At 65.5% G+C, this 11,703-nt stretch carries 13 protein-coding genes; 7 read left to right on the plus strand and 6 right to left on the minus strand.

What is annotated here, in order from left to right; genetic code table 11:
* Positions 1-363 precede the first annotated feature (363 nt).
* From GGR45_RS18305 to GGR45_RS18320, 4 genes are all read right to left on the minus strand, one after another.
* The gene (locus GGR45_RS18305) at positions 364-1,197 is read right to left on the minus strand and encodes an NYN domain-containing protein (RefSeq protein ID WP_175310443.1); all 834 of its coding nucleotides are present in this window, start codon (positions 1,195-1,197) and stop codon (positions 364-366) included.
* Entirely contained in the window at positions 1,197-1,601 is a 405-nt protein-coding gene (locus GGR45_RS18310) for a hypothetical protein (protein WP_175310439.1), read from the minus strand. Before GGR45_RS18310 ends, GGR45_RS18305 begins: the two co-directional genes overlap by 1 nt.
* Positions 1,602-1,680: 79 nt before the next feature.
* Positions 1,681-2,949, minus strand: coding sequence for a Y-family DNA polymerase (locus GGR45_RS18315; RefSeq protein ID WP_175310438.1), 1,269 nt, complete (start codon positions 2,947-2,949; stop codon positions 1,681-1,683).
* Positions 2,946-3,338 (minus strand): LexA family protein, encoded by a 393-nt coding sequence (locus GGR45_RS18320; RefSeq protein ID WP_217497851.1) that lies wholly within the window; start codon positions 3,336-3,338, stop codon positions 2,946-2,948. The genes GGR45_RS18315 and GGR45_RS18320 overlap by 4 nt, the downstream gene beginning before the upstream one ends.
* A 224-nt stretch (positions 3,339-3,562) precedes the next feature.
* Here GGR45_RS18320 and GGR45_RS20060 point away from each other — a divergent pair, with 224 nt between their 5' ends.
* Positions 3,563-3,730, plus strand: a complete 168-nt coding sequence (locus GGR45_RS20060; RefSeq protein ID WP_425505894.1) for a DUF6961 family protein — start codon at positions 3,563-3,565, stop codon at positions 3,728-3,730.
* Here GGR45_RS20060 and GGR45_RS18330 read toward each other — a convergent pair.
* Positions 3,714-4,136: a hypothetical protein gene (locus tag GGR45_RS18330; protein WP_175310437.1), complete on the minus strand. Its 423-nt coding sequence runs from the start codon at positions 4,134-4,136 to the stop codon at positions 3,714-3,716. The two genes, GGR45_RS20060 and GGR45_RS18330, sit on opposite strands and share 17 nt — an antisense overlap.
* Positions 4,137-4,286: 150 nt before the next feature.
* Here GGR45_RS18330 and GGR45_RS18335 point away from each other — a divergent pair, with 150 nt between their 5' ends.
* Together GGR45_RS18335 and GGR45_RS18340 are read left to right on the plus strand one after the other, a co-directional pair.
* The gene (locus tag GGR45_RS18335; protein ID WP_246358315.1) at positions 4,287-4,517 is read left to right on the plus strand and encodes a hypothetical protein; all 231 of its coding nucleotides are present in this window, start codon (positions 4,287-4,289) and stop codon (positions 4,515-4,517) included.
* A gap of 2 nt (positions 4,518-4,519) precedes the next feature.
* Positions 4,520-4,783: a DUF3892 domain-containing protein gene (locus GGR45_RS18340; RefSeq protein ID WP_175310436.1), complete on the plus strand. Its 264-nt coding sequence runs from the start codon at positions 4,520-4,522 to the stop codon at positions 4,781-4,783.
* 44 nt (positions 4,784-4,827) lie between these two features.
* Here the strand turns inward: GGR45_RS18340 and GGR45_RS18345 are convergent, their stop codons facing one another.
* Positions 4,828-5,823: a helix-turn-helix transcriptional regulator gene (locus tag GGR45_RS18345; protein WP_175310435.1), complete on the minus strand. Its 996-nt coding sequence runs from the start codon at positions 5,821-5,823 to the stop codon at positions 4,828-4,830.
* Positions 5,824-5,922: 99 nt separating this feature from the next.
* On the opposite strand from GGR45_RS18345, the gene GGR45_RS18350 reads away from it, so the two are divergent.
* The 4 genes from GGR45_RS18350 to GGR45_RS18365 all read left to right on the plus strand — a co-directional run bounded on the left by GGR45_RS18350 (position 5,923) and on the right by GGR45_RS18365 (position 11,699).
* Positions 5,923-9,327, plus strand: coding sequence for a TM0106 family RecB-like putative nuclease (locus GGR45_RS18350; RefSeq protein WP_175310434.1), 3,405 nt, complete (start codon positions 5,923-5,925; stop codon positions 9,325-9,327).
* Positions 9,324-9,725 carry a hypothetical protein gene (locus GGR45_RS18355; RefSeq protein ID WP_175310433.1) on the plus strand — a complete coding sequence of 134 codons (402 nt, stop codon included), beginning with the start codon at positions 9,324-9,326 and terminating at the stop codon, positions 9,723-9,725. The genes GGR45_RS18350 and GGR45_RS18355 overlap by 4 nt, the downstream gene beginning before the upstream one ends.
* Positions 9,726-9,731: 6 nt before the next feature.
* Positions 9,732-10,532 carry a hypothetical protein gene (locus GGR45_RS18360; RefSeq protein WP_175310432.1) on the plus strand — a complete coding sequence of 267 codons (801 nt, stop codon included), beginning with the start codon at positions 9,732-9,734 and terminating at the stop codon, positions 10,530-10,532.
* A gap of 936 nt (positions 10,533-11,468) precedes the next feature.
* Positions 11,469-11,699, plus strand: coding sequence for a hypothetical protein (locus tag GGR45_RS18365; RefSeq protein WP_175310431.1), 231 nt, complete (start codon positions 11,469-11,471; stop codon positions 11,697-11,699).
* Positions 11,700-11,703 lie beyond the last annotated feature (4 nt).

Genomic DNA, 11,703 nt, shown 5'->3' on the forward strand with positions numbered 1-11,703 from the left:
CATCGGCAGATTGGTCGACCTCTTCCAGCCGCAGGAATGCGCCAACTACTTCAGCTCCTGCGGCTATGACCCAGACTGAACGGAAACCGCTCTAGGAGATCGCGCCATGTGCACTCGCGCCCGCATGTCCCACGAGCCGGAGAGGACGCCTTGGTGAACCTGCAGCGCCCCTATGATGCCGGACGGATGACAGTCCGGGGACCGGAGTTCCCGACGCGATCAGCGAGGCAACCTGCGCTGTTGTAGCTTCCGCTGCCGGTTCATCGGACCAGGCGTATGGCGCAGGCGGTCAGAATGGGCGGCGCTTCATCTTTCGTCCGGCCATCCGATCCCGGCCGAATACCGGTAGCCTCGGCCATCAGCCTATCTGGTCGGCTTAGGGGCACGGTCCCGGTTACGCCGATCGGCGACGAACCCCTGCCCGTTGTCCATCTTGACGATCTCGAACAGGCCGGTGGCGGCGAACAGCGCCGGAAAGTTCCGGACGCCATAGTTGCGCGGATCGATCGAAGCCTGGCGCTTCGCGGCGCTTCCTGCCGCCGACATGGCAGCCCACCCGTCCTCGTGCGCCGAAGCCTCGATGGCCCCGCGCAGGATGGTCACCAGCTTGGTATCCTGCGATAGCGGGCGCCGTACGGACGGCATGCGCTCGCCCCCGACGTCCTGCGGCCCGTCGGGATGCTGGGTGTTCGCAGCCTCCTGGGCCATCTCGGCAGACACGGCGGTCGGCTCCGCCGCTCCCTCGAGCGTATCCAGATACAGGAAGGTCGTGCAGGCACTGACGAACGGCGATGGCGTCTTGCGCTCGCCGAAGCCGTATACCTCCTGCCCGTTGGCCTTCAGCTGCATCACCAGCGGAGTGAAGTCGGCATCGCTCGAGACCAGGCAGAACGCCTCCGGCCTCTGCGTGTAGAGCAGCTCCATCGCATCGATCACGAGGGCGATGTCGGTGGCGTTCTTGCCCGTCGAATAGCTGAACTGCTGGATCGGCCTGATCGCGAAGTCGTGGAGCTTGTCCTTCCAACCCTTCAGACCCGTGCTCGTCCAGTCGCCGTACGCGCGGCGCACGTTCGCCGTGCCGTATTTCGAGAGTTCGGCCAGGATCGCCGCGATCTTGGCATGCGAGACGTTGTCCGCGTCGATCAGAAGGGCGATCCTGCGATCGGTCGTCCTGATGCTCTCGTTGTCGCCCTGCATCAACGCTCGGTCCCGACCGGATCCGCGATGGGAGCGTCGCTGCTTGCAACTGGAGGCGGGCTCGGGCGGAGCCGCTCGACGACATCGGCGACCTCAGCCAGCTCGCCCGGCGTCGCAGCCGACAGCTCCGTTCCGTCGGCCAGCCGCACATGGACCTTGCGGCCGGCACGACCCTGAAGCCAGACGCTCAGCGCGTCGAACGCCCGCTTGGTGAGATAGAACGCGGCGGCAGCCGCAGGACCACTGGCGAAGTAGAAGTGGCCTATGACATCGGAGGCAGTCGAGAACCGCGCGATGGGGACTGGACAGGTTCCCGCTTCCCGCCAGGCAGCTTCAAGAGCAGCATGGTCCTGTTCCCAGCGGTCGTCGCCTTCGCTGGAAGCCAGCATGATCTCGTCGTACATAGGCCCCCGCAATTGAACCGCCGCCTGGTCCGTCATGGCAGGCTATGCCGACGGTTTCGGCAGGTCAACGAGCCGAACTTCATCGCGCCTGGACGACGGGAACCTCCTCGATGCGCGTCGTCCAGGCCGGCGACCTGTTCTCGGCCCGCATCCTCCACTCGCGCCTGAAGCCCTGCGCCGCCGGCACCGCCGTGAACTTGCCGAATCGGCCGTTCACCTCGTCCAGCGCGGTCATCAGCCGGTCGCGCCGCTCGACGTTTCCCTCGAACAGCGTCCTTGGGCGCAGGTCGGCTGAAACGAGATCGTCGAGCATGATCCCCGCCTTCGTATAGGCGAAGCCATCGCGCCATGCCGCTTCGGCTCCACGCCGCGCGGCCGCCAGCAGTTCGAGCGAGTCCGCCGTCATCGGGTGCAGCGTCATGCGGCGCAGAGCCTGATATTGGCGCGCGTCCGACCTGAAGCGGTTGGTTTGGAAGAAGACAGTGAGCTGCCCCGCCACCAGGCCGTGGCTCCGCAGCTTCTCGCCTGCCCGCATCGCATACTGCGAGACGGCTCCCATCAGTGTGTCGAGGTCATCCACCGGGGTGCCGAAGCTGCGGGTGACCGCCATGCCCTTCCGCTGCGGCTCGATGACCTCCACCGCGCTAGCCGCCACGCCCTGCAACTCGGCGACGAGCCGCTCGAGAACCACGGTGCCAAGGCCCCTCGCCTGCTTCATCTGCATGTCGCGGATCTGCCCCGCGGTCGTGATACCCAGTTCAGCGAGCTTCGCGGCCGTGGCCCGCCCCACGCCCCAGACGTCGGCGGCTGGAAAGCGGTCGAGAACCCAGGTGCGCAGCACGGGATCGCGCAGGTCGGCGACACCATCGAACAGGGGGTTCTTCTTGGCCGCCGCGTTCGCCAGCTTGGCCAGCGTCTTGGTCGGCGCGATCCCGACGCAGGTCGGGATCGTCGTCCAGCGCCGCACCTGGTCGCGCATCGCGTTGGCGTGGGCGACGAGATCGCGGTTCGCGAAGGGCTCGAGGTCCAGGAAGGTCTCGTCGATCGAGTAGATCTCGACCTCGCTGGCGAATTCCTCGACGGCGGCGACGACGCGTCGCTGCATGTCGCCATATAACGTGTAGTTGGAGGAGCGAACCACCACGCCGTGCTTCGTCAGCCGGTCGCGGATCAAGTGGATGGGGTCGCCCATCTTCACGCCAAGCGCCTTCGCCTCGCTGGACCTGGCGATCGCGCACCCGTCGTTGTTCGACGCGACCACCACCGGCACGCCGTGAAGGCTGCTGTCGAAGGCGCGCTCGCAGCTGACGTAATAGTTGTTGCAGTCGATCAGCGCGATCGTGCTCATCGCCGGTAGCGACGCGCCAGCGCCACGACGACGCCCCAGATCTCGGTCGTCTCGGTCACGGCGATGCGCTGGTATCCTTCCGCCTCGGGCACCAGCCAGAGCCGACCCCCGGAGCGGCGCAGCCGCTTCATGGTGCGATCGCCATCGACCAGCGCAATTACGATGTCGCCGGGACGGGGCTCTACGGCCCGGCTGACGACGACAAGGTCGCCGTCCGAGATACCCGCGTCCGCCATCGAGTGCCCCGCCACCCGCATCAGGTAACTCGCCGCCGGATGATCGATCAGCCAGGCGGCCAGGTCGATCGGCTCCTCCATGTCGTCCTGTGCCGGGGACGGAAACCCGGCCGGCGTCGTCTCGACAAGAAGGCGCGCCTCGCTAGGTACCATTTGAAACGGCATATCGTGAAGAATAAGGGGCGGCATGGGTCATTGGTCTCCGGCTGCCGACCGTTATAGGACGCGACGAACATTTCGGGAACAGTGACATACCGCTATCGCATGCCGAAGCTCATGGTATTAAGCGCGACCTCGTTGACGTGAGCGGCTACTTCCTGGATCAGCACGTCATGGTCGACGCGGAAGACCGGATGCGCTAGGCAGAGGCGCTCGCAATCGAGCGCCTTCACGGCAGGGACGCTCCGAGATGGATCGCGGAGAGAATCGGCGCCCTCGCGGTCGAGGGCGATCTTGCAGGCGTCGAACGCTTCAGGGAGATTGCGCGCCGCTACGAGCGGCTGATAGCCACCTGCCCCGACGATCGCGTCACGAACCGCAGCTGAGGCGGCCCTGCCACGAGCGGCTGCGTCCATTCTCGGTGAGCGTGAGCTTCGCGGTGGTTTCGAGGTGCTCGGTGCCCTGTCCTACAAGCCTGCCGCTGTCCTCGATCGCGATCTCCATCCCTTCACCCGTCCAGCGGTGGTAAGTGTACGGGAAGACTTCCTTGGCTCCAGCGGCAGGAACGAGGCGGATGACGCGTCCGGCGCGCTTCACGGCTCCGCGATCTTCCTTCATCGCGACCCGCAGCGTGCGGCCCTCCCCTCCCAGCCAGGCGCAGCCGGTGCCGGCGGCACGTGCCTGCATGATCTCGTCCATGGTCATGGTCTGCAGCGGAAGATCGCCTTTTGGGTTTGCCCAGGCTGCGGTCGGGCCGCAGGAAGCCAGCAGAAATGCGGCAGCGAATCGCATCGTGAGTTCCCCCCTCAGCCCATCATGCGCGGGCCGCAGTCCAGTGTCGAAGGCCGCGGCGCATTGTACAGCTGACGGCAAGCGGAAGCGACAGGATATGTCGTGTGCCCTGTCCATGTTCCTCCTGCGACGATTCGGTTCGCAGGAAGCATGGAGAACACCATCATGAGCAAGGGTCGAAGCGGCGGCAGCTACCGCAGCGCGATCAGCGGGCGGTACGTCACCGCCAGCCACGGCAAGGCGAGCGCTCACACCACCGTCCGCGAGACCGCGGGCGCGAGCGGCACGTCCGGCGGCCACTACCGCAGCGCCATCTCGGGCCGGTACGTCACCACCGCTCACGGGAAGGCCAGCCCTCACACCACCGTCAAGGAGGGCTGAGCATGGCGAAGCGCTACGTCCGGGCGACCGGCAAGAACTCGCAGGGCGACATTACCCGGCTCTGCAACTCGGGCGAATACTGGTCGCCGCGCAGCAAGGCGGACGCGATCAGCGATATCGAGAGCGGCCTGCATGAGTACTGGGTGAACTGGACGCACTACCCGGAGACGAAGATCCGGGTCGTGAACGGTCCGACCGGCAAGTACCTACGCACGGACCGGGACACGACGTCGAAGAACAACCTCGACGACCTCCCGGACTGCTGATGCCCCGGGGCGCGGGGTCAGGGCGCGCCCTGACCCCCAAGCCCTTACGGCATGGACGCGAAGTCGTCGCGTCGGTGATCCTCAACCATCCGGGCGAGCTCCGGCGGCGACAGCACCTCGACCGCGTCGCCCCACATGTACAGGTGCCAGCACATTTCAAGCAGGCCCGCCGCGCGAAATCTGACCACCAGCGAACCATCCTTCTGGTGCTCCACAATTTGAGCAGGATGGAACAGGAAGCCTGTCGCCCGTGGGGCCGCGTGCGGGGCGAAGCGCCAGGCGACATCGTGGATCCCGTCCTCCTGCTGGTACGAGCCGAAGCAGCGCTGCGCATGTTCGTCGAGGTCGAAGCCGGCCTTCCGCACGAAGGACTCGGGCAGCACGACTGCCTCTTCGATAGCCTCGACCCGGAAATGCTGAATGCCGCCGCCTACCTTATCCAGATCGACTGCGACGAGGTATCGCCGAGCGCCCAGCAGCAGCCCGTGCGGCGCCACGATCCGCTCGCGGGCGACCTTGTCCTTCCAGCCGCAGTAGCGGATCCGCAATCGCGAGGTCCCCTTCAGCGCCGTGGAGATGGCATGGTCGATACCGTCGCGCCCTACCGGTCGAGGCCCAGGGCGCGCGGCATGGCCGAGCGCGAGCAGGAGCGCGTCCTCGTCCGCCTCGATGCGCCGGCTCCGCTCGCCTGGGATCAGCGCGAGGATCTTGCCATGAAGCGATCGCAGCGCCTGCACCTGGTCCGCGCCCGCGCCGTTCGTCAGCATCTCCTCCGCCAGCGTCAGCGCGGCGAGCTCCTCCGCGGTGGGAGCGAGAAGCGGCGCAATGGCCTTGTATGGAAGCCGCCAGCGCATCTTTCCTGATTCCTCGTCGCGAAAGCTGTCGAGTTCGGGAAATCGTTCGCGAAGTGCCCGAACGAGCCGCTGCGCCGTCCTGTAGTCGCGCTCGATCAGCTCGGCGATCTCCTCGAGGCTGATCCCTCGCGCACTTGCGGCGCGGGACGCGACGGTCAGAAGATCGATCGCATTGCGATAGGACATTCTCAACCCTCCCCATGCGACAGGATCTGTCCTGTGGCGACTTCATGATGGACATGCATGATGCAGTCCAGCGGATGGCGGTCCGCAGATGGGGGAAAGATGCGGAACTACGGCGGACGGACGATCTTCTCGGCGAGCGACCTCGTCAACTTCATGGGCTGCGGCCATGCCACCGTACTGGACGTGCGGAACCTCGTCTCGCCGACGACCTTCGCTGCCGATGACGAGAACGCCGTCCTCCTGCAGGAGAAAGGCATCCAGCACGAACGCGCGTACCTGCGCCGCCTGCAGGACGAGGGCCGCTCCGTCGTCGAGATCGCCTCGACCGGCACGCTCGACGAACGCGCCGAGGCAACCCGGCGCGCGATGCAGGAAGGCCATGACGTCGTCTACCAGGGCGCGTTCCTGGTTGGCCGCTGGCACGGCTACTCCGACTTTCTCCTTCGGCGCGACGACGTCCACTCGTCGCTGGGAGCTTACGCCTACGATGTCGCCGACACGAAGCTGGCGCGGTCGGCCAAGGCCAAGCACGTCCTCCAGCTCTGCGTCTACGCCGAGATGCTGGCAGAGGTGCAGGGCGTGATCCCTCCGCAGATGCACGTGGTGCTCGGTTCAGGCGAGATCACCTCGCTGCGCACGTCGTCGGTGCTGCACTACTTCGGCTTCGCGCGCCGCCGGTTCGAAGCGTATGTTGACGCGCCGCCGGCGACGTCGGCCGGCGACCCATGCGGACACTGCACCTTCTGCCGCTGGTCGGACAGCTGCGACGCCGAATGGGAGGCCGCCGACCACCTCTCCATCGTCGCCGGGATGGGGCGCGGCCAGATCGCGGCCCTGCGCGGCGCCGGCATCGACGACATCGGAACGCTCGGCCTGCTGCCGGCGGGAACCCGCATCGACGGAATGCAGCCCGATACCGTGGTGCGGCTCTCGAATCAGGCGCGACTACAGGCACATCAGCGACGGACAGGGGAACGGAAGGTGGAGACCCTGCCCGTCCAGCCCGGCCGTGGCTTCGCGCGGCTGCCGCGGCCTGATCACGGCGACATGTTCTTCGACATGGAGGGCGACCCGCTCTTCGACGGCGGGCTCGAGTATCTCTTCGGCCTGGTCGCCTTCGACGATGACGGCGAAGACCGCTTCCATGAGTTCTGGGGGCACGATCGCGAGAGCGAAAAGCTCGCGTTCGAACAGACCGTCGACTTCATGATCGATCGGCTCGCTCGCTTCCCCGCGGCTCACATCTACCACTACGCGGCGTACGAGCAGACCGCGCTCAAGAAGCTCGCGATGTATCACGGCACGCGCGAGGCGGAGGTCGACGACCTCCTGCGCGGCGAGAAGTTCGTCGACCTCTACCGCGTCGTCGCCGAGTCCATCCGGACGTCGGAACCGCGCTACTCGATCAAGAACATGGAGGCCTTCTACCTGCCCGGCGGCCGCCAGGGCGAGGTCAAGAACGCCGGCGACAGCATCATCATCTACGAGCGCTGGCGACGACTGGGTGACGAGCAGCTGCTCCGCGAGATCGCCGACTACAACGAGATCGACTGCCGCTCGACGCGCATGTGCCGCGACTGGCTGCTCTCCCTACGGCCAGCCGGCATGTCCTGGTTCGAAGGCCGCGAAGTCGCCGCGCCGGATCCTGCCAAGGCGGCGGCGCGAAGCGAGGCTGACGAACGGACACGCCGCCTCGCCGAGACGCTGATCGAGGCCGAAGATGCGCCGTGGCGCCGGCTGCTGGTCGATCTGCTCGAGTTCCATCGCCGCGAGGCGAAGCCGTCCTGGTGGGCGATGTTCGCGCGTCAGGACATGGACCGCGAGGCACTACTGAACGATGCCGAGAGTCTCGCCGAGCTCATGCCTCACCCGACGATCGCGCCCCGCAAGGAGAAGCGCTCGACCGTCTATACCTTCACCTTTCCGGCGCAGGACTTCAAGCTGAAGGTCGGGGACTCTCCCCTCCGCTCCGGGACGCTCGAACCGGCCGGCGACATCGTCTCGCTGGACGAGGAGGCGCGCGTCATAGAGTTGAAGCTCGGCCCCAGCCGCTCACCGCTGGAACCCGGAGCCGCGCTCATTCCGACCGGGCCAATCGGCGATGCCGTGCTGCGTGCAGCCATCCACCGCTACGCCGAGCATATCGCCGCGGGCGGCGACCGATACCGCGCGATCACCTCCGTTCTTCGCCGTGACCGCCCGATCCTCGCTGGCCGCACCCCAGGTCAGGCGATCGTCGCGGATGGTACCGACGCGACAGCCGGTGCCATCGACGCCCTGCTGGCGCTCGACGACAGCTACCTGCTGATCCAGGGACCTCCCGGTGCGGGCAAGACCTATACGTCATCGCAGGCGATCGTAGCCCTGCTCGCCGCTGGCAAGCGCATCGGCATCGCCTCCAACTCGCACAAGGCCATCAACAACCTGCTTGCGGACGTCGAGGCGGTCGCCAGCGCCCAGGGTCTGGCCTGCCGGGGCATGAAGAAGTCGAGCCGCGAGGATCAGGCGCTCGGCACGCGCGGCTGGATCGAGGACGTGATCGGCGGAAGCGGCAGCGGGGTCCAGCCCTACCACCAGCTTGTCGCGGGCACCGCGTGGCTGTTCGCGCGCGAGGAGATGGACGAAGCCTTCGACTACCTCTTTATCGACGAGGCCGGGCAGGTCAGCCTCGCCAATATCGTCGCCATGGGCGTTGCCGCGCGCAACGTCGTGCTGGTCGGGGACCAGATGCAGCTGTCGCAGCCGATCAAGGGCACGCACCCGGGCAGCAGCGGTATGTCCGCTCTCGACTACCTGCTCGAAGGTCATGCGACCGTTCCTGCCGAGCAGGGCGTGTTCCTGCCCGTCACCCGGCGGATGCATCCCGACCTGTGCGGCTTCATCTCCGACGCGGTGTACGAGGGGCGACTGGAAACGGAGGCAACCACCGCCAGCCAGCGCCTTGAGGTCGACTGCACGCGGGATCCCGACGCGCTCGCGCCGGCCGGCCTCCGCTTCGTTGACGTCGAGCATGCCGGATGCAGCCAGCGGTCGCAGGCTGAAGCCGATAGGCTCGCCCTCACCTACCGTTCAGTCCTGGGTGGCCGATGGACGGATCGGCACGGCCAGGAGCGCGTGATCGGCACCGACGACATCCTGGTTGTTTCGCCGTACAACATGCAGGTCGAGCTGCTGAAGCGCGTACTCCCCGATGGCGCGCGGGTCGGGACCGTGGACAAGTTCCAGGGCCAGGAGGCGCCGGTCGTGCTCATTTCGATGGCGACCTCGTCGGGCGACGACCTACCAAGAAACATCGAGTTCCTGTACAGCCGCAACCGCCTGAACGTCGCGATCAGCCGCGCTAAGTGCCTGGCGGTCATCTATGCCAGCCCGCGGCTGCTCGAGATCTCTTGCTCCACCATCGAGCAGATGGAACTCGTCGACGGCCTCTGCTGGGCGAAGCAGTTCGCCGACGAGCAGCGCGAGCAGTTTGCGGCCACCCTCGACAAACGACGTGCCGCTTGATGGCATGGTCCGATCAGGACGACCGTCGGGCCGCCCGCCTTAAAGCCGATCGCGCCGAACTGCCACGAAACGCCCGGCTGGTCGTGCGAGACGTCTGGCCGGATGGCGACGATGGCGCCGTGATCGTGCACGAGCAGTACCAGCAGCCTGCAAGATGGTGGCACCCTGCCACCCGTCTGATTGGAGTTCTGATGATCCTGCTCGCCATCGGCTGGCCAGCGATCCTGCTGTCGTTCGGCTGGACGAGGACAGGGCTTACCTTCGCCGTGGTGGATATCGCGCTTCTCGCCACCGGGTGGGAGGTGGTGAAGTCGGGCGAAAAGAAGTGGCTGCACTGTTACGATAACGAACCTTTAGTCGCTAGCGCACCAAGGTCAGTCGATAGATATGGAGAATGACAGACTATGTTCGAAGAGGAAGATGCATCGGATTACACCAGCGACGACAATGAAGTGGTGAAAGCAGTCAGCACGACAGCGCAAATCCGGGCATCATGGTCGAAGCAATTGGACCGCGGCTGGCACGGTGTGAAAGTCGCCGACTGGGCCGGGCTCTTCCTGCCGGCGAAGCTCGATGCTGACATCCGCTTCCTCAACCTGCTGGTCGACAAGGTACCTTCCTTCGCACGCGTGGCGCAGCGACGGAGGCGAGATGCGGTGGGTCGGCTTGCCCGTGATCAGTATCTGCTTCCATGGACCCGGAAGTCGCAGCCGCAGTTCTTTGTCGAAGAACGAGCTGGCCTTGAGCCCGCCCTCAAGGACGTTGAGCACGGCTTTCCGGTCGCCCAGGTTCAGTCGCTCGTGCTGATGGCACTCGAGGCCGGCGACGTCGAGCAGGCCCGCAAGCGCCTGGTCTACTGCTGGCTGATCCCAACGGTCCACTGCACGAACATCACTCATCGTGCGCTTCCGGGGCGCTGCGAGGACTTCGATCGTCCGCTTGACCGGTATTCGAAGCGACACCAGAAGCTGCAGGAACTCGCCGATGGCGAATTTCAGGGCGTTGCTATGACCCTCCGCCGCTACGATGGCGCCCCCATCGATCCGGATACCTACAGCCGGGCGCAACTGCTGGATGATCTTCGGACTATCGATCAGCTTCGCCCGATCGTCGACGGACTCGAGGGGCTGACGTTCCCGGACCCGGAAGAGGAAAAGGCCTATACCAAGCGGATGACCGATCGCACCAGGAAGCTCGACGCCTGATAGATGCAGCCGGGCCGATCAACCGCCGCGAGATGGTTCATCGGGTCGGTCCAGCTTCCTTGGAACTGCAGGTCGAGGATCATGTCGCGCTTGTATGCCACTCATCCAGCCGGCCCAGCGTCGGCATCCCGACTGCTGGCGGACCTAGAAGTCGATCTCGCGATCTGAGGTCATCGCGACTTTATGACGATGCGCCATGGCCCCTCGGTGCGGAAGGCGGTGTGCCCGGCGCAAAGGTGAGCGAGCCGGCCAGCTGGCCACCCCGTCGACACCTCGCCAAGACGTCACGTCATCAGCATAAGTCCGCATCGGCCCCAGTATGTACATGTGTGCATGCCGCCGCGGATGCACACATGTACAAGTTAGGGGTGGATTATGCAGACATGTGCATCCGCCCTCGCTTGCACACATGTGCATCGGGGGAGATTTTATGCACATGTGTGCATCGGCGTCGCTCGCGACTCGGCCGGACGACTATGCACATATGTGCATCGAGCGCCGGTTTATGCACTTGTCTGCATAATCGGCGTCGCCTGCCAGCAACTAGAAGTTCGTTGCGACATCGTCATCGAGGGCAACATCGGCGGTTTTCCGCGACTTTCAAGCCATTGACCTCAGCGCTCATCCGATGCACGCGCGCGATCGCGAGCGCGTGCGCGCAGATCTCTCTAATCTCTAGACTCTATAAGATAAGAGAAGAGAGTCTCTCACGCGCGCGAGGCGTCGTGCCTGACGAAAACGTCCGCTGCGGACCTGACAGAAAGCACCTGTTACCCACCGCCCGGTTGCGCCAAGTCGTTCCTGGACACCAGCAAGGCTCCAGCTCCTCAGCCGCTCCCCAGGATACAGGCCATCCGCAGGATCCTTGCGGATCGGTCGCGAGAAAATTGCACCGCGATCTTGCTGCAATTTGCCGCTCTTCCTAGAAGGTAGAAAATGGAGAAAGAAAGCGCCCTCAGAGCGGCGGGGGAGGCCCTGTACGGCGCCCAGTGGCAGTCGCCGCTGTCGCGCGATCTGGGCGTCACCGACCGTACGATCCGGAACTGGGTGGTCGGCCAGCACAGCGAACCATCCGATCTGCCTTCCCGTCTCCTCCCGCTACTCCGCGCTCGGGCGGACCAGCTCGCTCACGTCATCGCGCTCGCCGAGCGCCTCCAGAACAGGTAACCAC

It is taken from the genome of Sphingomonas zeae (assembly GCF_014197135.1).
Classification (GTDB): Bacteria; Pseudomonadota; Alphaproteobacteria; order Sphingomonadales; family Sphingomonadaceae; genus Sphingomonas; species Sphingomonas zeae.